The organism is Microbulbifer pacificus (assembly GCF_002959965.1).
GTDB lineage: Bacteria > Pseudomonadota > Gammaproteobacteria > Pseudomonadales > Cellvibrionaceae > Microbulbifer > Microbulbifer pacificus_A.
The window spans coordinates 381,671-402,220 of record NZ_PREV01000027.1 but is presented as its reverse complement, the minus strand read 5'-3'; the positions used below and the strand labels follow the sequence as shown (position 1 = coordinate 402,220).

The 20,550-nt window shown below is 61.8% G+C and carries 16 protein-coding genes; 2 read left to right on the top strand and 14 right to left on the bottom strand.

Annotation, left to right across the window (positions count from 1 at the left end):
• Positions 1-54: 54 nt before the first annotated feature.
• The 8 genes from rodA to C3938_RS12445 form a co-directional block, all read right to left on the bottom strand.
• Positions 55-1,200, bottom strand: a complete 1,146-nt coding sequence (gene rodA, locus C3938_RS12480; protein WP_233998867.1) for a rod shape-determining protein RodA — start codon at positions 1,198-1,200, stop codon at positions 55-57.
• The gene (gene mrdA, locus C3938_RS12475; RefSeq protein WP_105103621.1) at positions 1,193-3,115 is read right to left on the bottom strand and encodes a penicillin-binding protein 2; all 1,923 of its coding nucleotides are present in this window, start codon (positions 3,113-3,115) and stop codon (positions 1,193-1,195) included. The genes rodA and mrdA overlap by 8 nt, the downstream gene beginning before the upstream one ends.
• A gap of 153 nt (positions 3,116-3,268) precedes the next feature.
• A complete protein-coding gene (gene rlmH, locus C3938_RS12470; protein WP_105103620.1) occupies positions 3,269-3,745 on the bottom strand; it encodes a 23S rRNA (pseudouridine(1915)-N(3))-methyltransferase RlmH in 477 nt (158 codons plus the stop codon).
• Between the two features lie 9 nt (positions 3,746-3,754).
• The gene (gene rsfS / locus C3938_RS12465; protein ID WP_105103619.1) at positions 3,755-4,117 is read right to left on the bottom strand and encodes a ribosome silencing factor; all 363 of its coding nucleotides are present in this window, start codon (positions 4,115-4,117) and stop codon (positions 3,755-3,757) included.
• A 32-nt stretch (positions 4,118-4,149) separates the two neighbouring features.
• The gene (gene nadD, locus C3938_RS12460) at positions 4,150-4,797 is read right to left on the bottom strand and encodes a nicotinate-nucleotide adenylyltransferase (RefSeq protein ID WP_105103618.1); all 648 of its coding nucleotides are present in this window, start codon (positions 4,795-4,797) and stop codon (positions 4,150-4,152) included.
• A 175-nt stretch (positions 4,798-4,972) separates the two neighbouring features.
• Positions 4,973-6,289 carry a glutamate-5-semialdehyde dehydrogenase gene (locus C3938_RS12455; RefSeq protein WP_105103617.1) on the bottom strand — a complete coding sequence of 439 codons (1,317 nt, stop codon included), beginning with the start codon at positions 6,287-6,289 and terminating at the stop codon, positions 4,973-4,975.
• Positions 6,290-6,455: 166 nt separating this feature from the next.
• Positions 6,456-9,074: a DUF2339 domain-containing protein gene (locus C3938_RS12450; RefSeq protein ID WP_105103616.1), complete on the bottom strand. Its 2,619-nt coding sequence runs from the start codon at positions 9,072-9,074 to the stop codon at positions 6,456-6,458.
• A 68-nt stretch (positions 9,075-9,142) separates the two neighbouring features.
• A complete protein-coding gene (locus C3938_RS12445) occupies positions 9,143-9,712 on the bottom strand; it encodes an LON peptidase substrate-binding domain-containing protein (protein WP_233998866.1) in 570 nt (189 codons plus the stop codon).
• Positions 9,713-9,920: 208 nt separating this feature from the next.
• On the opposite strand from C3938_RS12445, the gene C3938_RS12440 reads away from it, so the two are divergent.
• Together C3938_RS12440 and C3938_RS12435 are read left to right on the top strand one after the other, a co-directional pair.
• On the top strand, positions 9,921-10,832 hold the full coding sequence (locus tag C3938_RS12440) for a neutral zinc metallopeptidase (protein ID WP_105103614.1): 912 nt from the start codon (positions 9,921-9,923) through the stop codon (positions 10,830-10,832).
• A 250-nt stretch (positions 10,833-11,082) separates the two neighbouring features.
• Entirely contained in the window at positions 11,083-11,388 is a 306-nt protein-coding gene (locus tag C3938_RS12435) for a peptidylprolyl isomerase (protein ID WP_325027408.1), read from the top strand.
• A 194-nt stretch (positions 11,389-11,582) separates the two neighbouring features.
• Here the strand turns inward: C3938_RS12435 and C3938_RS12430 are convergent, their stop codons facing one another.
• The 6 genes from C3938_RS12430 to mreC form a co-directional block, all read right to left on the bottom strand.
• Positions 11,583-12,422 carry a hypothetical protein gene (locus C3938_RS12430; protein ID WP_105103612.1) on the bottom strand — a complete coding sequence of 280 codons (840 nt, stop codon included), beginning with the start codon at positions 12,420-12,422 and terminating at the stop codon, positions 11,583-11,585.
• Positions 12,423-12,518: 96 nt separating this feature from the next.
• Complete coding sequence (locus C3938_RS12425; protein WP_105103611.1) at positions 12,519-16,868, bottom strand: YhdP family protein; 4,350 nt, start codon at positions 16,866-16,868, stop codon at positions 12,519-12,521.
• A gap of 87 nt (positions 16,869-16,955) precedes the next feature.
• Positions 16,956-18,443, bottom strand: a complete 1,488-nt coding sequence (gene rng, locus C3938_RS12420; protein WP_105103610.1) for a ribonuclease G — start codon at positions 18,441-18,443, stop codon at positions 16,956-16,958.
• Positions 18,440-19,066 carry a Maf family protein gene (locus tag C3938_RS12415; protein ID WP_105103609.1) on the bottom strand — a complete coding sequence of 209 codons (627 nt, stop codon included), beginning with the start codon at positions 19,064-19,066 and terminating at the stop codon, positions 18,440-18,442. The genes rng and C3938_RS12415 overlap by 4 nt, the downstream gene beginning before the upstream one ends.
• A gap of 125 nt (positions 19,067-19,191) precedes the next feature.
• Complete coding sequence (gene mreD / locus C3938_RS12410; RefSeq protein WP_105103608.1) at positions 19,192-19,671, bottom strand: rod shape-determining protein MreD; 480 nt, start codon at positions 19,669-19,671, stop codon at positions 19,192-19,194.
• Between the two features lie 4 nt (positions 19,672-19,675).
• Complete coding sequence (mreC, locus tag C3938_RS12405) at positions 19,676-20,539, bottom strand: rod shape-determining protein MreC (RefSeq protein ID WP_105103607.1); 864 nt, start codon at positions 20,537-20,539, stop codon at positions 19,676-19,678.
• Between the last annotated feature and the right edge of the window lie 11 nt (positions 20,540-20,550).

The window sequence follows — 20,550 nt, the reverse complement described above, 5'->3', positions numbered from 1 at the left end:
ACAACAAAATATGAAGCCAGCCTGAACCGTTCCTGAAACGGTTCAGGAATCGGGTCAGAAAAGTACTCTGCGTCTTTCCGTGCTGATGGCCATCAGAATACCGAAGCCCGCCATCAACGTGATCACCGAGGTCCCGCCGTGACTTACCAGCGGCAGCGGTACACCCACCACCGGCAACAGGCCGCTGACCATACCGATATTCACGAACACATACACGAAGAATGTGAGGGTGATACTGCCCGCCAGCAGGCGTCCGAACACATGCTGGGCCGTAAAACTAATATAGATGCCCCGCGCGATGATCAGCAGATACAGAGTCAGCAGAATCAAGGCGCCGCGCATGCCCCACTCTTCCGCCAGTACCGCGATGATGAAATCCGTGTGACTCTCCGGGAGGAAATCCAGTTGCGATTGAGTGCCCTGCATGTACCCCTTTCCGGCCCAGCCACCGGAACCGATGGCGGCCTTTGACTGGAAGATGTTCCAGCCCGCGCCGAGACGATCCGCGTCGGGATTGAACAGGGTGAGCACCCGCTGTCGCTGATAGTCCCGCATGCCCCACATCCACATGGGCCAGGCCGCCAGCGCGCCGAGCAGGCCGGCGCTGCCGATCATCTTCCAGCTGAGGCCGGAGAGATACAGAGCGAAAATACCCGATGCGGCGATCAGGATGGAGGTGCCCAGATCCGGCTGGCGCACAATCAATAACGCTGGAACACCGATGATCGCAAGCGCGCCGATCACAGTCAGGAACGATGGTGGCAGCGCACGCTTGTGCAGGAAGGCCGCCACGGCAATAGGCACTGCCAGTTTCAGCACTTCCGAGGGTTGGAAGCGGAAACCGCCGACCTGCAGCCAGCGCTGGGCGCCCTTGGCGCCTACTCCCACGAACAGCACCGCGACCAGCAGACAGCAGCCGCCAAGATAGAACCATGGGGACCAGCGCCGGTAAAACTCCAGAGGGATTTGCGCCGCAATCACCATGCCGGTGAAGGCCAGCCCCATAAATATCGCCTGGCGCTTCACATAGTGAATCTCCTCGCCAGACGCACTGTAGAGCACCACCAGCCCCACGCCGGCCAGCACCAACAACAGCAACATCAACGGCAGGTCGATATGCCAGCGTCGGGAGAGGCTCTCCGGGCGACGCAGGCTGCTGCCCGCATCCGGCAACCGGTGCATATAGTCACGGCTAGCCACGGGTATATTCCTCCTCGGAAGGCGGCGACATCAGCGGCAACAACGGCGGCCGCCAGGTGTGGGTACTGGCCGTGTCCTCATAGGCACGCGACATCCAATCGTAGAAAACTTCCCGCGCCACCGGTGCAGCCACCCGGCCGCCACCTTCACCATTTTCCACCAGCACCGACACCGCGATCTGCGGATCGTCCACCGGGGCAAAGGCCACAAACAGGGCGTGATCCCGGTGGCGTTCCTTCAGCGCATCGGAATCGTATTTGGCCCCCTGGGCAATGCCCACCACCTGTGCGGTACCAGACTTGCCCGCCACCTTGAAATCGAGATTGGCTCCGGCCTTCTTACCGGTACCATGGGTACTGTAAACCACCGCTTCCATACCCTCGAAGACCAGGTCCCAGTGCTCGGGGCGCGCGTCCACGTGGTGCAGCACTTCCGGCGGCTGCTCCACACCGTCGATGGCCATGACCATTTGCGGGCGGTAATGGGTACCGCGATTGGCAATGGTGGCCGTCATCACCGCCAGCTGTAGCGGCGTGGCCAGCACGAAGCCCTGTCCCAGCACCGCGTTCAGGCTGTCACCCGGATACCAGGCCGCGCCCCGCGCCCCGCGCTTCCACTCACGGGATGGGAAAATCCCGGGGTATTCCCGTGGCAGGTCTATGCCGGTCTTGGCACCGAGACCAAACCGGGTGGCGATATCGTGCATACCGTCGATATTCCAGCGCGAGGCCATATCCCAGAAGTACACATCACAACTCTGCGCCAGCCCCTGGATCAGATCGACACTTTTTCCATGTCCCCAGCGTTTCCAGTCGCGGTAGACGCGGGAATCATTGGGCAGACGGAAAAAGCCCGGGTCGGCAACCCGGGTGTTCGCGGTAATCACACCGGCGGCCAGACCGCCCAGCCCCATCATCGGTTTCAGGGTAGAGCCCGGCGGATACTGCCCCTGCACCACTCGGTTGAACAACGGGACGTCGAGGGAGTCCCGCAGCTCGCTGTAGTCCTTGAAGCTGATGCCGGTGACAAACAGGTTGGGGTCGTAGGAGGGCTTGCTCACAAAGGCCAGCACGCCGCCGGTCTTCACGTCGATGGCCACCACCGCGCCGCGATGTTCGCCAAGGGCATCCGTGGCTACCTGCTGCAGGCGGGCATCCAGGTGCAGAGTCAACTCGGCACCGGGTTTGGGGTCGTGACGTTCCAGTACCCGCAGCACCCGGCCACGGGCATTGGTTTCCACATTTTCAAAACCCACCTCGCCGAGCAGCAAGTCTTCGTAGGAGCGCTCCAGCCCCACCTTGCCAATGCTCTGGGTGCCACGGTAGCGACGCACATCCTCTTCCGAGAACGCAGCGAGATCCCGCTCGGCGATACGCCCCACATAGCCGACGCTGTGGGCAAACAGGTCTGTCTCCGGGTAGTAGCGCACCAGCTCAGCTTCCACGGAAACCCCGGGAAGATCGAATTCATTCACGCTGATGCGGGCGATTTCCTCTTCCGTCAGCCGGTAGCGCAAGGGAACGGATTCGAATGGGCGGCGGCGCTGCAGGCGGCGTTTGAATTTTTCAATGTCGGCATCGTCCAGCTGCACCAGACTGCCGAGCAATTCGAGAGTAGCGTCCAGGTCCTTGACCCGTTCACGCACGATACCGAGGGTATAACTGGCCCGGTTGTCCGCCAGCAGCACGCCGTTGCGGTCGTAGATCAGACCCCGAGTAGGCGGTACCGGGCGCACCTGAATGCGGTTTTCATCCGACTGGGTGCGGTAGCTTTCGTAATTGACGATCTGCAGGTTGTACAGGCGCGCCACCAGTACTCCAAGCAACGCCACGACGCCAAAAATGGCCACAAGCATGCGGTTGCGGAACAGTCGCTGCTCGGTGTGGTGGTCTTTGAAGCGCAGGTTTTCAGACATTTCGGTGAAGTGGGATCATCGGTGGCGCGAAAATGACCACGAAGTGTACACAGTTTTGCCGTCCCTGCGGAGTATCTATAGAGAGTATCTGGGGAGCACCCAGGTCTCCTGAGACTACGGGGTGGCGAGCAAGTTCACATGAACAGGGACTATCTATTTATGGTACGGATGTCCCACCGACAGGGTCCAGGCACGGTAAAGCTGCTCCGCCAGCAATACCCGCACCAGCGGGTGCGGCATGGTGAGCGCCGACAGAGACCATTTCTGGTTAGCGCGCGCCAGACAATCTCTGGAGAGTCCGTCCGGTCCACCAATAAGCAGACACACATTGCTGCCGCCCAGTTGCCAACCCGCGAGCTCTCGGGACAGCTGTTCAGTGCTCCAGGCCTTGCCGGTAACCTCCAGCGCCACCACATGATCCCGCGGACCGATGGCCGCAAGCATGGCTTCCCCCTCTTTCTGGCGGGCCTTTTCCACCAGTGCTGCGGCATTCTTGTTACCGCGATTGCCGAGGGGGATTTCCACCATCTCCAGGGTGAGTTCCCGGGGCAGGCGCTTGGCGTATTCGCCATAGCCCTCCTGCACCCATGCGGGCATTTTGCCGCCGGCAGCCAGGATTCGGATCTTCATGCGCGCGTATCAGTCTGTATGCGGGTCACTGCCATCCGCATTGGCGCGGGTGTTCGGGGTCATGGACCAGAGTTTTTCCAGATCGTAGAAGCGGCGGGTTTCCGCCTGCATCACGTGTACCACCACATCGCCGTAGTCCACCAGCACCCACTCCCCAGTTTCCATCCCTTCGACACCGATGGGACGGAAACCGGCCTCTTTGCCGTCTTCGACGACGTTGTTGGCGAGAGACTTCACCTGGCGGTTGGAGGTACCAGTGCAGATGATGAGGGTTTCCATCACGTCGCTGAGTTCGGATACGTCGAGGGCGGTGATGTCGTGGCCCTTGAGGTCTTCCAGGGCATTTACGGCAATTGTCTTGAGATCAGTCATAACACCTGTATCTGGGGCTTCAGCCCCTGCTTTTAGCTCCGGTAGAGCTGATGAATCTGAATGTAATTGAGTACCCGCTCCGGCAGCAGAAACTGAGCCGAGCGGCCGCGGCCAATCAGGCTGCGGATTGCGGTGGCGGAAATCGGCAACAGGGTCTGCTCCCGCACCAGGATATGCCCGGCCGCCTGCCCGCGAATATCGTCCATGGTCCCGCGGCAGCGGGCCAGCAATTCCGCCACCTCACCGTCCCGTGGCATCTGCCAGCCGGGGCGGGTCACCACTACCAGGTGGGCCAGTTCCACCAGCCGCTCCCAGCGGTGCCAGCCCGGCAGGCCCAGCAGGGAATCGAGCCCCATGCAGAAGCTGATCGAGACTTTCTCGCCCAGCTCCTGCCGCAGTTCTTCCAGCGTATCCACGGTATAGGTGGGTCCGTCTCGCGCCAGCTCGCGCTCGTCCAGCACAAGCTCCGGACACCCTTCCAGCGCCAGCGCCAGCATGTCGCGTCGGGCACTCGCGCCCACCCCCGGTTCGGCGCGGTGCGCCGGCTGGTGGGAGGGCAGCAGGCGCATTTCGTCAAAGCCCAATGCTTCCTTCAGTTCCAGCGCCATGCGCAGATGGCCGAAATGCACCGGGTTGAAGGTGCCGCCGAACAGGGCGATGGTTTTTAAATACGCTCCCAAGTAGCCACCTTACCTTATGCGAAGGTGCTGATACCGGGTGCGGCTTTGTGAGACCGTCTGCGGCCTGGATGGCCGCAGCCGAGCCCCCATGGATGGGTTCACGGCGTGTCTCACAAAGCCGCACCCGGTAGCAGTACCGCCCATGCGCTTTCCGGAAATAACACTCTTTCCGCCACTACTGGCGGATATGCCCGTCCCCGAACACGATCCATTTCTGCGAGGTAAGGCCCTCGAGCCCCACCGGCCCGCGGGCGTGGATTTTGTCGGTGCTGATACCGATTTCCGCGCCCAGGCCGTATTCAAAGCCATCCGCGAAGCGGGTGGACGCGTTGACCATCACGGAAGCGGAATCCACCTCTGCCATAAAACGGCGCGCGCGGCTGTAGTCCTCGGTGACGATGGACTCGGTGTGGCCTGAGCTGTACTGGGCGATGTGGTCCATCGCCGCGTCCATATCCGCGACCACACGGATGGACAGCACCGGCGCCAGATATTCCGTAGCCCAGTCTTCCTCCGTCGCCGGCAGTGCCTGGGGCACGATGGCGCACGTCGCTTCACAACCGCGCAGCTCCACACCTTTCTCACGATAGGCCGCGGCCAGGCGGGGCAGGAAATCCGCCGCCACGGCCTCGGCCACCAGCAACGTTTCCATCGCGTTGCACACCCCATAACGATGGGTCTTGGCGTTCAGCGCAATATTGAACGCCTTTTCCGGATCGGCGCGGTCATCCAGATAGACATGACAAATACCGTCGAGATGCTTGATCACCGGCACCCGCGCTTCGCGGCTGATGCGCTCGATCAGTCCCCTGCCTCCGCGGGGAACGATAACGTCCACGTACTCCGGCATGGAAATCAGTGCACCCACCGCCGCGCGATCGGTGGTATCCACCACCTGCACCGCAGTTTCCGGTAATCCCGCCTGCTTCAGGCCAGTGGCAATGCAGGCGGCGATGGCGCCGTTGGAGTGCAAAGCCTCGCTGCCACCGCGCAAAATCGTGGCGTTGCCGGATTTCAGACACAGGCTGGCGGCATCGATGGTCACATTGGGGCGGGACTCGTAAATAATCCCCACGACTCCGAGCGGCACGCGCATCTTGCCCACCTGGATTCCGGTAGGGCGATATTTGAGGTCACTGACCTCGCCCACCGGATCCGGCAGCTCTGCGATCTGGAGCAACCCCTCGATCATTCCGTCGATACGGGCATCGGTCAGTTCGAGACGGTCCAGCAGCGCCGCGTCGAGGCCGCTGTCACGGCCCTTCTGCATGTCTACAGCGTTGGCCGTCGCCAGTTGCGGTCGCTGGGCATCCAGCTCCGCGGCGATGGCTCTGAGCGCAGCGTTTTTACTTCCGGTGTCAGCGCGGGCCATCAGGCGGGCGGCGGCACGCGCGGCGCGCCCCATGGCCTGCATTCTGGCTTCGGTACCTTCTTGTCCCTGTGCTTGTCCGACCGTGGTCGCGCTCGCCGCGCTCTCGCTGACACTGTTCACCGCTGATCTCCATTCAATTTACGCGTTTTATACGCAATCGAGCGGGATCTGCCTCGATCCCGCCGGGTTTTCCTTTTCGGTACATTGGCGTATACAAATGCACCCCCGGAAAACGGGCGCGCAGTATACCGTAACCTCGCCGGAATTCTGCCCCCACAAAATATGCTCAGGGGGTCTGGCCGGTGCTGATGCGCCCCAGTTTCTGGTGCAGATAGGCGATCCCCAACAGGGCCAGCCCCATCCCCATGAAGGAGGCCACCCGCAACAAGCCTTCGAGCCCCGCCATATCCACAAGGAACAGTTTCACGATCACCAGCGCCAACACCGCCATGCCGCCACGATAACAACGGCGCCAACCGCGCCAACTGCCAGACAGGATCCCCACCACTGCGAGCAACAGCCACACCGCGGAATAGGTGTACAACTCGCCGGTCTCGGTGGCCGTGTCGAGACGAATATTTCCCTGCCACAGGTGGCGCACTTCCAACGATATCCAGATAAAGGCCGCCGCTGCCGACACCAGCCCCGCCAGTCGGCGCACGCGCGGCAGGTACCAGCGGCTTACCAGCCACGCCAGCAGCACAGGACCGGCAAAGGCGGGCAACAGCATGTTCAGCAGCGGCCTGTCGCTCACCGAGCGCCACACCCAGGGCTCGCTGATGGCGGTGGCAAACAGAATCGCCGCATAGTTTGCCGCAGCCGCCAGGATCAACAGACGCCCGTATCCGTCGTACCAACGGGCGAAGCCGTCAATCAACAGACTCTTGCGGTAATACACCAGCCCAAGACCGGTAAACAGCCACATATTGATGACCGCTTCGGTAAAACTGTAGTGAGCGGCAAAGGCATTGCCGCCGTATAGCCAATAGCGACTCTCCGCCCAAAGCGCCAGCACCAGCAGGTGCAGCGTCACCGCTTCGGTCCAACGCGCCAGTGCCGGGTGCTGATCACGCAGGATTCGGGTGGCGAGCCAGGCGCTCAGTGCTGAGCCACCGTAGGTCCACAGAGACCAGTGAGTGCCGTCGCTGTAACTCAGCAGCCAGGGGTTCAGGGTCAGGCGCACCACTACCAGCAGCAACACGCCTTTCAGCAGCCACCCCAACGCCGGCACCTCGAAACGCCGGATGATCCAGGCGAGCGAAACCGCCTGCAGCGCCAGCGCGAGGGTCAGGCTCGCCTGCTCCAGCCACAGGCAGGCCGCGAGACTGTAGGCAAAATGCCCGGCGATAAACAGCCAGACCACCATGGACTTGTGCCAGCTGCGCCCGGCACCGTAACTGCCGAGATACAGGAACACGGCGCCAAACACCGCTGCGTACAGGCACCACCAGTAAAGCGGCAGTCCGTCGCTCGCCAATACGTACCCCAGTGGCAACGACAGCAACGGCGCCATCACTGCTAGAGACGCCCACCAGTATCGTGCGGCGCCGGCGCGGTAATTGAGCAGAGCGAGCCCGGTGAAGAGCCCGGCGGTAATGGCGAGAAACAGGAGGAAGCTACCCTGTAGCGCCGACGGCAATGGCACAAGCTGTACCTGCGCCGCACCCCACTGATCCATCCGCCCGGCCAGCCAGGCCGCCAACTGCCCCAGCAGCAGCAGCCAGGGAAGCGGTGCCAGCGCTGCCCGTCGGCGTGCCGCCGCCAACAGCACCAGTGCCAGTGGGCTCCAGGCCCAGAGCGCAGACAGAAGGGACGAGGACGGGAAACCCTCGCGGAAGATCGACAGACACTGGGCGGCAACCAGTAGCAGCAGACTCGGCAGCAACAACGGAGCGAGTTTGCTCGCGGTCACCCGGTCATCACCGGCATCGCGCCGCTGCAGCGCCCAGTCGCCCTGGATAACGGCCAGCAGCAGGTACGCCAGGGCCGCGAGATAGGGGCCGCGCCAGCCATCGGCCTGGTGCCCGAACATCGAGATTAACCACCACAACAGGGCGCCGGCGAGCAGCCCGAACCACAACCAGCTGCGATACACATGCCGCAGCAGCAACAGTACCGACACGGAAATGATCAGCGCGTACACCATGGCGCCAAGGACGTTGCCGTCACCGGTAGATACCAGAATCGGTACGGAATAGGCCCCCAGCATGCCGATCGCTGCGAGCACCGGACCATGCAGCCGCGCCAGCCACATAGTGACGAGCGCGACCAGCGCGAGCATTCCGAAGGCGAAACCGGGCTCGATCAACTGGTACAGGTGCACCGCAGACAGAATGGCCGCAAACGCCGTTATGGCACCGCCCCCCGCCAGCGCGGCAAACGACGGATGACTGCCGCCGGTCCTGCGGCGCAACACATCCGAGGCAATATACAGGGCCAGAGCGGTGACCAGCCCCATTGCCACGCGCACCCGCGGCCCCAATAACCCCTGCTCTATGCCGTAGCGCGCGAGAAAAACCCCCGACAGTGCGACACAGGCTCCACCAAGCCACACCATCCAGTTCTGCTGCATCCGTTCCCAGAAGCTCTCCCTGGCGGACACCGGATCTGAGGCGGGCTCCGGCGTCGAAATGTCCAGGTCGGGCAGCTCGAATTCATCGAGGGGCGCCGACGGGCCCGAGCTACTGCCCAGGCTACTGGCTGCCGGAGTGGGCACCGGAGGTGCTACCGATGCGATTGGAGGCGTCGCGGCAGGCACCGGCCCCCGCGCCGCGTCGATGGCGGCGTGCAAGCGGCGCACCTCGCCGCGCAGACTTTTCACTTCCGCAAAGGCAAAAATGCCCATGAAGGAGCCGACCACGACGGTCAGAACCAGCAGTACGCCGAGTAAAACCAGATTGTCCATGGATCCCCAAACTTCCGCTTATTGTTATCTCAGTGCTCCGCGGTAATCGCGGCCGTGTTTGCGCCGGACTACTGCCTGGCCCACTGGTCCAGATTGGCGGCGATATGCGCGAGCCGCTCCAGAGGATCCTGGCTGGCCAGCAGCTCCAGCCGCACGGCGTCATCCAGCGGCAGCAGTTGCGCCAGTTGCCACGACAGCGCCTCGGCACTCTCCACCGGCGCAAACTTGAGCGCGAGCACGGCGGTATGCTGTTTGAGCTCATTGAGGACCGCGAGCAGCCCATCGCAGCTGTCCGGCACCGGGTGGGACTCCTCATCCGGCAGCCACTCCACGTCCGCCATCAACAGGCCGTCGTCCTCCGCGTAGGTCTCCAGTATGCGAAAGCGCGACTCTCCTGCCACCTCGATATGCAGCAACCCCTCCTCGCCCTGACTCCAGTCGACGATACGCACATACAGCCCCAGCGGCCAGACATCCGCCGGCCCCACTTCACGACCACTGCGGATCAGCGCGACGCCGAAGCCGGTATCGTTCTTGAGGGATTCCGTCACCAGACGCAGATAGCGCTGCTCAAAAATCCGCAGCGGCAGGGTCACGCCGGGAAACAGCGCCATATGGAGTGGAAAAAGTGGAATCAACGACAAAGTATCCGCCCCTCGGTCAATTTTTAGGGAACCGCTGCACAATGAAAGACGCGGTCTGCTCGCCTCCAATGAGGCCGATAAGGCGACAAAGATACCACTGCTGCCTGCCGGTTAAGGATATGGTCGCAAAGATAAAACAGAAAATAGCGCCAGCTGTTCTATGCTGAAATCAATACGCGGATGTGAATCATAGGGGTACACCATGCGCTGGCGTCAGGGTCGCAGAAGTTCGAATGTGGAAGATCGTCGCGGACAGCCCTCCCCCGGTGGTGGCGGAATGGGCGGCGGGCTCGGCAACCTGCTGGCCCTGGCGCCATTCCTGTTGCGCAGCAAAACTGGCTGGCTGATTCTGCTGGCGCTGGCGGCGCTTTATTTTTTTGGCGGGAACCTGTTTTCCGGCAACACCAATACCGAGTCGCCCACGTTGCCGGATTCGCAAACGGCCCCGGGCACCGCAAGCGCGGGGGCGGAAGATGAGGTGGCTCAGTTTGTATCGGTGGTGCTGGCCGATACAGAGGATACCTGGGGCGGCCTGTTCCAACAGGCGGGCTCCCAGTACACCGCGCCCAAGCTGGTGCTCTACGACGACGCCGTGCGCTCGGCCTGTGGTTTGAGTTCCGCCGCGGTGGGTCCGTTTTACTGCCCGGGCGATGCGAAGGTGTATCTGGATCTCAGCTTCCTGAATGAACTCAAGCAGTTGGGTGCCCCCGGGGATTTCGCCTTTGCTTATGTGATTGCCCACGAGGTGGGACACCATGTGCAGAATCTGATGGGAACCTCGGAAAAGGTCCAGCAGGCGCGCATGCAGTCGGACAAAGTCACCGCGAACCGTCTGTCGGTGATGCTTGAGTTGCAGGCGGATTGCTTCGCCGGTGTCTGGGCCTTTTACGCCCACCGCGACCGCGACATGCTGGAGCCCGGCGATATTGAAGAAGGTCTGCGCGCCGCCGCCGCCGTGGGCGACGACCACCTGCAACGCCGTTCCGGCCGCGCGGTATCCCCGGATGCCTTCACCCACGGCAGCGCAGAGCAGCGCGCCTACTGGTTCAAGCAGGGATTTACCACCGGTGATGTGAACAAGTGCAATACGTTTGCGGCTTTATCGGGGCAGTAATTATTTAAGCTCTTCGTAGCGTGCTGCGAAAGCACTGAACAGATTCAGAGGCGGCGGCGCTACCGGGGTCAGGTTTATGAGACACGCCGTGAACCCATCCATGGGGGCTCTTCCGCGAGGTCCCTCTCGCGGAAGGTCTCATAAACCTGACCCCGGTAGCGCCGCCTTTGCGAATAGTTCATAGACCTAAATTAACTTTTGTCTGGCCCACATAAGCTTCAACCACTAAGCTTCTGCCCTCATTTTTGATATTCAATTTAAAAGGGAGTTTCCCATGCCAAAAGCAACAGCCCGCCACATTCTCGTAGAAAGCGAAGCCCAGTGTCAGGATCTGAAAAAGCAGATCGAAGACGGCGCGGATTTCGGAAAAATCGCCCAGCAATATTCCAAGTGCCCCTCAGGCCGCAGCGGCGGTGATCTGGGTGAATTCAGTCAGGGTCAGATGGTGCCGGAATTCGACAAGGTGGTATTCAACGATGAGTTGAATAAGGTACATGGCCCGGTGAAAACCCAGTTCGGTTATCACCTGCTGGAAGTTACCAGCCGGAAAGACTGATTGACACATTTCTGAGATCGATTCGAAGTATCGATCTCAAAAGCGAAGGTGGCGCTGCCGGGGCAGCCTTGCGAGACCTTCCGCGAGAGGGACCTCGCGGAAGAGCCCCCATGGATGGGTTCACGGCGTGTCTCGCAAGGCTGCCCCGGCAGTGCCACCGCCTCAGGGGTGAGTTAGAGTCACGCAATGTGCGGTTATTCCGCGCTGGTTTCCGCCTGCCACTCAAACAGATTCATCTCGATAAAGAAGAAGGCCACCAGCCACAGGAAGGCGTCCCAGAAATCCAGGAAGCTGCCGTTAAAGCCCCAGTAAATGGCGCATACCAACAGGGTGGAGTACAGCAGGCCCTTCACGATCTGGGAATAGCGCATGATCGCATCGGACAGTTCGTGGCGCAGTTGCAGCCATACGTCAAACGCGAGGATCGCCACCACCAGCAGCCAGGCGCCGGCGTTGATCACATCCACCCAGGCCAGCCACTGAATCTCGCGCCATACCGACGCGTCCCCCACAATCTGTGCGTCCGCCAGTCGCAACAGGTGCACATCCGCCAATGAGCCGCAATTCGCCGCCGTCAGTGCGGTGTAATCATCCTGCTCCAGAACCATCGACCAGCCGCCGCTCGCCGCCAGGTCACAGGCGCTGTCGGTCACCGGCAGCAGATGCGTGAGCGACACCATCTCCGACAGGTAGCCGTAGAACGAATAGGTGATAAACACGTAGCAGAAGGCGGAAATGCCATTGAGCAGCCACTTGGTACTGCCCTTCAGCCGGGCATCCGACAGCACCCAGGTTTCCAGCTCGAAGACCACCAGAAGAAGTACCCATGCGAGGGTGTCGATGGAGTCGTTATAGGCTTCGATGATCTTGCCGAAACTGATGCCATCGGCAAACACCGTGCTTGCCGCGGCGTGATTTTCTACAAAGAATGCGTAGACGTTGTACGTCAGCAGACAGTAGACGGTGTATTTGAAAAGTTTGAACAGCGTATAGCGGTTAACGGGAATACCGGCCAAAGAGACCACCTCAGTCATTGGCGACGCACCTCTGTTAGCGTGTTTTTATTCTGCTTGCGTTATTTTTGTTTAGAGAAGCGTCAATATCGAACAATTATTCGGTTATTGCAACCACTAACCGGCGCCCAGGGGGCGCGTCACACCCGCGGGGCCCCAGTGCTGTGGTTTCGCGGCGGGAACGGCCGGTGTGGTATCACTCTCGGTGTGCGCGGAGCCCGGATCTTCGGTCACCCGCTCGCCGGTACCTGCCGCGGCCTGCTGCTGTCGCTGGCGCTCGACATTTTTTCTCTGACGCTCCGCGCTTTCCCGCTGATGCTCCGCGACGGCACTCTCACCCTCGCGGTCCGCCGCACCGTCGTCAAACAGCCGGTCGAAACGCACTTCCGGATCGGACCATTCGCCATTGATGCGGTAGCTCACACTGGCCACGCGATCCACCTGCTTCTTGAACACCTTACTGATCAGGTAAACCCCCGCCGCCGCCGGCAGACCGCCGGCGAGTGCCGCCACAAAAGCCAGGTTGTTGCCCACCGGCAGCGTCGCCACGAGGGTGAGGTTCAGGTCTTCCCGCTGCAGATTTACACGACCGGCCATCTGCAACTCGCTGGTGGGCCCCACCACCTGGATCGGTACGGCGATCAGCAGTTCGCCGTCCCCCTCAAAATAGACCTCGCCATGTACCTGGTCGAAGGTGAGCCCACTCTGCACCAGATCCGAAAAATCCAGCCGCAGGCGGCGCGCCCAGGTATCGAAGTTGAACAGCGAAAGCAATCGCAGCAGCGACGTCCCCGCATTGTCGCTGGCGCGCAGGAAGCGGCCGCTACGGATATCGATACGGATTTCGCCGTTGAGACTGTTCGGGTTCACCATTGCCGGCGAACCGTTCCAGCGCAGTGCGGTGTCGAATACCGCACTGCGACTTTCGATCGCCGCCTCCTGGCCCCAGGCCTGCAACACATCCCCGAGATTTTCACCGCGCAGGCGGCCGATAAACTGGGATGACTCACCACCTTCCTCATCGCGCATCCACATCAGCTGGGCACCGAGGCGATTGTCCCCCTCACCGCGCCCCTCGATCTGGATTCCACGCATGGCACCGCGAATTTCACTCACCACCAGACGCTCGGCAGACGGCCGCAGGCGGAAAGACCAGGGCCCCATGGGCTCTTCTCCCAACCACAGCTGGTCGGCGCTGAAATCCACATTCGGCAGGCTGGCGAAATCAAAGCCTTTCCAGCGGTCGCTCGGGGGCGTGGTCGCCTCCGGAGGCGCCTCCCCATCCGCCGCTTCACTCCCGGACATCGCCGGCAAACGCAGGTGCGAAAGCTTCACCTGCAGCGGCGTGTCGGAGTGCAGCATACCGGCAAGCTCGCCGGCGGCGGTCTCACTCTCGAACTGCAACTGCCAGTCCTCGCCGACACCACGACCACTCACATGGATGTTGTCGATCCCGGCGGAATCGGAAATCCGCAGCCGGTCTGTGCTCAAATCCAGGATGATGGGCAGGCGGCGGGTATCCGCCAATGCGTCTGGCGCACTTTCCGCACCGGCGATTTCAGCCGCGGGCTTTTCCGCGGTGTAAATCGCAAGTGCCTTCTTCCACGGCTGCAGATCTACCAGCGGCAGGTCGCCAATAATCGAAATCCCCGGTGACTGGGGCAACCTTGCTTCCGCATTCAATGCGATGGAGGCCCGCTCCAGCTGACCATCCACCTGCCAGATCTGGCCCTGAAGATGCTCGCCGTAACTCAGATGGTAGAGATTACCCTGGTCACCGATCGGTACCCGCAATACAAAGCGGGACTTCTGGCCCGCGGGCTTGGTCAGGGGGGCCGGCAGATTTACCGCCACCTGCTCCAGGTCCGACTGCAGCTCCAGAACCGCACCGTAGGGCTTCTGCTTGGCGCTGGCTGGAATGGTGATGCGGGCGGTGTAATCGAGGGCACCGTCGAGCCACCGCAGTTCCGGGCGCCCACTCCAGTGCGCGACGCTTTCGGTCTGCGCCTGACCGCGCACCACTACCTGCGTGTCGCGGTCCTCACCCTGCCCAAGATGCTGTATAGACGCCTTCAGTGGCTGCCCCCAGAGCTGCCCGCGGAAAGCCGATCCTTTGAGCCCCTCGACACTGTGATAACGCACCGTGCCGTTCAGGTGTTCGATGTCGAGTTTCAGGTTCTGCAGCCTCAGCTCTGCGTCCGCAATCTGCAGTTCGATCTCCTGGCTCGGCGCGACATCGGCACCGCCGAGCGGTTGGGCAATACGCAGGGTACCCTGCATTTCTCCGTCCAGCTTCCAGCTGTCGAAAGCCTTGCCCAACTTGTCCCGCAGCGGCGATTCCCGCAACAGTTTGAGCCCATCCGCCGCCGGGCCCGCCAGCTCCGCGTGCACGTCGAGGCGTGAACCGGTCTCTTCTGGCGATATCCGTACCGCCACGTTGGCACCGTCGACATGCCAGAGCCGCGCGCGCGGTGCCACTACCAGGACCTCGCGGTCGTTGATTCCGAGATGCCCATCCACATTTTCCGCCATCGGCCAGCCGGGGGCGTACTCCAGGCTGCTGCCGGCGATATCGGCCTGCAGCTGCACCGTGTGGCGGTTCTCGTGCTGGCCGAGTGCCAGTAGATGCTTGTCTTCCCCTTCGCGATAGCTGTAGCCGCGGTATAGGAAACCGGCGCTGGGGATCACGCCCTTGTTGTGTTTGCCAATACTCTGGTCCAGCCACTGACGCAGACTGTCACTCACCACCACGGGCACCAGATGGCGCTGCTCGCCCACCGCGACATCGCGCAGACCGAGAGCAAGGGTGAAGTCCGCGGGGCGGCTGTGGGGGATCAGCGGAATCTGCAGCAGGAACTGGCCGCGAAAGGCGCCGCCAGCGGGATAAGAGGCGCCGCCAGCAGGGTGGGAATCACTGCCGCCGGCATCGGCACGATCCTCCGTATCGAGGATCAGAGGGCCGGAGTAGACCGACACCGTATTGTGCGCGCGGTCGATATCCCAGGCCACCGTACCGCGAGCCGCACCGAAGGAAAACGGGGATTCATACAGCAGGGGGAAGTGCGCGCTGAAGCCGCTGCCACTGTCGAGTTCCACGCGACCGCCCTGGCCATTGAGGGACAGGTAACCGTTGACGCCGGTCACCGCAGGCGCACCCAGATGGGCACCCGCCGCCACATCGTGGAGATTGGCCGCCACACTGACGTCACCGTCGCGGCGCGTCAGGCGCACGTTCATGAGTTCGCCGGTGGGTTCCAGTGCCTGCAACCATTCTTCCGCTTTCTCTGGAATCAGCTCCAGTACCCGCAGCACCCGATGCCAGGCCTGCAGTTCAATCTGGTCCACCGCCAATTGCAGATTGCCCTGTTGGTCGCCACTCGCCTGCAGGTTCACATCCGGCACTTCCAACTGCTGCCAGTTCAGCCCAAGCTGTTGCAGCACCAGCTCCCAGGACTCGCCGGGGCGCCAGCGCCCGGAGATGTTGCTGGACAACGCATTCAGGGTTTCCAGTGCTCCGCGGGGCCGATCATCCGCCGTCAATGCCTCCTGACTATTGCCGGCGTCTTCCGTCACTTGCGCGAGGCTCAGGTCGCCGCGCAGGCTGTAGCCGTTTTTCGCGTCAGAGCTGAGCCAAAGGCGGCCGCCGGCGAGCTTGCGCCCGGGCCAGTAGAGTTTTTCCGGCAGCGGCGACAACTGGTACAACAGCCCTACCAGATCCTCGTCCACCAGCAGCTCGTTCAGTTGCGCGTATCCGCGCAGGGAAAATTCATCACTGCGACGCGGATTTCCACGTCCCTCCAGCACCAGATGAAAACTCTCTTCACCGCGATGCAGACTCTCCATGGCGCCAGTGACATAGGCCCGAGCCACCAGGCGGTGGAAGGTACCACTGTTTTCCAGCTGGATTTCCCGCAGGTCGAGATTGGCGGACTGGCCGTCATTCAGGGTCAGTTCGATGCTCGCATCCCGCACCAGCACTTTCGGCCCCAACTGAAAGATGCGGGCCGGATCGCCGAGCCGCACACCCGCCGCACTGTCCACGTTCTGCCCGGGACTGGCGGTCGTCGTCAGCGGGAAGCCCTGTACCTGCCAACCGCCCTCGGCTCGCTGCTGCAACTGTGCGGAAAAACCGTCCACTTCCAGGTTTTTCCACACCAGTTCGCGGTTCCACAGGCTCGACAGCAGGTCGAGATGGAACAGGCCGCGGCGCAGCTTCACCTGCCCGTCGGCGCCGATATTGAGACCGTCGATCTGCAGCGCCACCTCCAGTGCCTGCCAGCGCAGGGAGATATGCTCCAGATCCACCGGCGCGCCGAGGCGCTCGGACAGCCAATGGCTGATCTGCGGGCTGTATTTGCCCACCTGTGGCGACAGGATACGTCCGGTCTGTACCAGGATCGCCAGCGCGATCACCAGGGTGACCACCAGCAACCAGAACTTGCGGACGAACCAGCGCAGCCACAGCATCAGGCCCCACCTCCCAAGGTGGTCCCGGCGATGGCCGCGAGAACGCGATCACGCTGACGGCGCCTGCGGCGGCCGGCGTTCACAAGCTCACACCAGAACAATGTCGTACTGCTCCTGGTTGTAAATGGGCTCCACCTGAAACTGGATGGGGCGACCGATGAATTCCTCGAGATCCGCCACATTGGCAGACTCCTCGTCCAACAGCAGGTCGATCACCACCTGCCCCGCCAGCACCATGATCTTGTCGCTGTCATAGGCGCGGGCCTCGCGAATGATCTCCCGGAAGATTTCATAGCACACTGTCTCGGCCGTTTTTAGGGTACCGCGCCCAGAACAGACGCTGCATGGCTCGCACAGCATCTGGCCGAGGGACTCGCGGGTGCGTTTGCGCGTCATTTCCACCAGTCCGAGCTCCGAGACACCGGTGATACTGCTCTTGGCGTGATCCCGCTCCAGCGCCTTCTCCAGAGTGCGCAGCACCTGACGCTGGTGCTCCGGATCCTGCATGTCGATAAAGTCGATAATGATGATGCCACCGAGATTGCGCAGGCGCAGCTGGCGGGCGATGGCGGTGGCCGCCTCGAGGTTGGTCTTGAAGATGGTTTCTTCCAGCGTGCGATGACCGACGAAGGCACCGGTGTTGACGTCGATGGTACTCATTGCCTCGGTCTGTTCGACGATCAGATAACCACCGGATTTCAACGTCACCTTGTTCTGCAACGCCTTGCGGATTTCCTCTTCCACACCGTAGAGGTCGAACAGGGGACGCTCACCGGGATAGTGCTCAATGCGCGGGGCAATTTCCGGGGCGTATTTGCTGGTGAACTTGGCGGCACGGGCGTGGGCCTCGCGGGAGTCGATGCGGATCTTTTCCGTGTGCGGCCGCGCCAGGTCGCGCAGCGCGCGCATGAACAACGGCAGATCCTCGTAGATGATCGCCGGTTCCTTCTCGGTCTTGATGCGCTGTTCCAGCTCCTTCCACAGTTTGTACAGGAAGGGGATATCCCGCAGAAGCTCCTCTTCGCTCACCCCCTCCGCCACGGTACGCAGGATGAAACCGCCGTCGCCACTGTGGCCCTCTTCCGCCAGTTTCGCCGCCGCCACGTCCACCAGTGCACGCAGACGCTCGCGCTCGGCCTCGTCTTCGATGCGGTTGGATATACCGATATGGCGGGTCTGGGGCATGTACACCAGATAACGGGCAGACACCGAGAGATGGGTAGTGAGGCGTGCACCCTTGCTGGAAATGGGGTCTTTCACCACCTGCACCACCAGCGACTGCCCCTCGCGCACCAGCGCGCGGATGTCCGCCACGTCACCCTCACGGGACTCCATGCCGTTTTCATCCAGCGGCGCGATGTCGGAGGCGTGGATAAACCCGGCGCGCTCCAGGCCGATATCCACAAACGCCGCCTGCATGCCCGGCAACACGCGCACCACCTTGCCCTTGTAGATATTACCAACGATCCCGCGGCGGGCGGTGCGCTCGAGATAGACCTCCTGCAGCACACCGTTTTCCACCAGCGCCACGCGGGTTTCCATCGGTGCCACGTTGATCAGTAATTCTTCACTCACAGGCCGGATACTCCCAACTTCATCCCTGTCTGCCAATAGGCGATGCCCGCCCGCTCCAGAAGCCCGGCCAGGGTTTCCAGCGGCAGCCCCACCACGTTGCTGTAACTGCCGTGAATGGACTCCACCAACAGCGCACCCATACCCTGGATGCCGTAACCACCCGCCTTGTCTCGCGGCTCACCGGTGTTCCAGTAACCTTCCATCAAGGCGCGATCCAGTGTGCGAAAGCGCACCCGAGTCTCCACCACGTCACTGAACTCCGCGCCCTCGCCACTCAGGCACAACGCCGTGAGCACCGAGTGCTCACGACCGGACATCAGGCCCATCATGCCGACAAAATCATCGAAATCGCGGGGTTTTTCCAGGACCAGACCGTCGATAACACCGAGGGTATCGGCGCCCAGAGACCATATATCGGTACCCGGCACCGACGCGCGACCGGCGCGGGACTTCTCGCGCGCCAGGCGCAGCACGTAATCCCGCGGGGATTCATCCGTACCGCGGCATTCTTCCACCGCGGTAGCGGCGACGACAAAAGGCACACCGATCTGCCGCAACAGCTCCGCCCGTCGTGGTGATGCGGACGCAAGAATCAGGCGCGGTGTGGGTTCTGGTTGTGGCACGGATTCGACTTATCGTTATGAATTAGGACTAAGAGTTCGGCTGAAGGCCTGATTATAGCGGTCCCGCTCGAAAAATAACCGCACCTGCGATGCGACTTAACATTTATTTGCGAATTGCCAGACGCTCAACGGATTCTGAGGCGCGATGCCATACCACCCAGCCAGGGTGTGACCAATGGCCACAACAGTGCCGTCGTCAGTGCCGGCCACAGGAACGTGAGTCCGGGCACCGTCTTGCCCGCTAGACCATGCACCCAGTTGCCCAGCAACTGGTTGATCCCCACCAGCACAAACACCCACATGAGCTGTTGCCCGGGATTGAAGGCACGGGTGCGGCGATAAGTGAGCAGGCTGAAATAGGCGAGTACCCCGAGAGAAAGGGCGTGGGCGCCGAGTGTCGATCCGGTGACCAGGTCTTCCACCAACCCCACCAGCCAGGCAAACCCCACACCCAGATTTTCCGGCATACGCGTAGTCCAGAAGATGACCAGCAACGCGCAAAAGGAGGGGCGAAACCACTGCCAGTTGGCCGGCAGCGGCATCACCGCCAGCAACAGGGCAACGAAAAAGGTAAACAGGATGAACCAGCGGTTGTGGGCTTCCATGGCATCAATCCAGCGTCCCGTTGCCGAGGCCTCGTGCGGGGTCGACGTCTTCGTTACCAATTACCGCCAGCACAAAACGGCTGCGGTTCATCAGCCCGCGGGGCTGCACATCCACATCGGCGAAGGCTTTGCCTGGATCGCGCTTGACCGCGATCACCTCCCCCACCGGATATCCCGCAGGAAAACGTCCGCCGAGACCGGAGCTCAACAGCAGATCGCCCTCACGGATATCGCTGGTATTCGCCAGATGCCGAAGTTTGAGGCGGTAAAGGTCACCCGTGCCCTCAGCCACCGCGCGCAGGCTGTTGCGCAACACCTGTACCGGCAGTGCGTGATTGGCATCGGTGATCAGCAGGACACGGCTGGAGAAGTCCCCCGCCTCAATCACTTGTCCGAGCAGGCCGCTGGCGTCCATGATGGCGGTGCCATCGCGTATCCCATCACTGCGACCCTTGTCGATGATCAGCACATGCTCTAGCGGGTCCGGGGAAACACCGATTACCTGCGCCACCAGCACCCGCTGGTCGACACTCTCGGCGGAGTTCATCAGCTCCTTCAACTGGGTGTTTTCCGCGCGCACGGCAGCGAGTAACTGGGTCTGCTGCTCCAGCAACATCACCTGGTGCTTGAGGCGACTGTTTTCTTCCACCAACTCTTCGCGGGTACGCAGCTGATCTTCCGCCCAATCACCCACGCGAGACGGTGTTCCGGTGAGCCAGTAGAAAGGTGCGGCAAGGCTGGAGAGACGTTCGCGCACAGGATCCAGCCAATCGGTATAGAGATTGACCAGAATCAGCGCGGTCGCCGCCAGCCCCAGCACCACGATGCGGGATTCCGGCGACGGACCTCGGGTAAATAGCGGTTTAATGGGCGGCCCCC

Excerpts from the sequence above, each read along its gene's own strand:
- mrdA (WP_105103621.1), bottom strand. The coding sequence starts at position 3,115 with ATGTCTGAAAACCTGCGCTTCAAAGACCACCACACCGAGCAGCGACTG.
- rlmH (WP_105103620.1), bottom strand. The coding sequence starts at position 3,745 with ATGAAGATCCGAATCCTGGCTGCCGGCGGCAAAATGCCCGCATGGGTG.
- rsfS (WP_105103619.1), bottom strand. The coding sequence starts at position 4,117 with ATGACTGATCTCAAGACAATTGCCGTAAATGCCCTGGAAGACCTCAAG.
- C3938_RS12450 (WP_105103616.1), bottom strand. The coding sequence starts at position 9,074 with ATGGACAATCTGGTTTTACTCGGCGTACTGCTGGTTCTGACCGTCGTG.
- C3938_RS12440 (WP_105103614.1), top strand. The coding sequence starts at position 9,921 with ATGCGCTGGCGTCAGGGTCGCAGAAGTTCGAATGTGGAAGATCGTCGC.
- C3938_RS12430 (WP_105103612.1), bottom strand. The coding sequence starts at position 12,422 with ATGACTGAGGTGGTCTCTTTGGCCGGTATTCCCGTTAACCGCTATACG.
- C3938_RS12425 (WP_105103611.1), bottom strand. The coding sequence starts at position 16,868 with ATGCTGTGGCTGCGCTGGTTCGTCCGCAAGTTCTGGTTGCTGGTGGTC.
- mreD (WP_105103608.1), bottom strand. The coding sequence starts at position 19,671 with ATGGAAGCCCACAACCGCTGGTTCATCCTGTTTACCTTTTTCGTTGCC.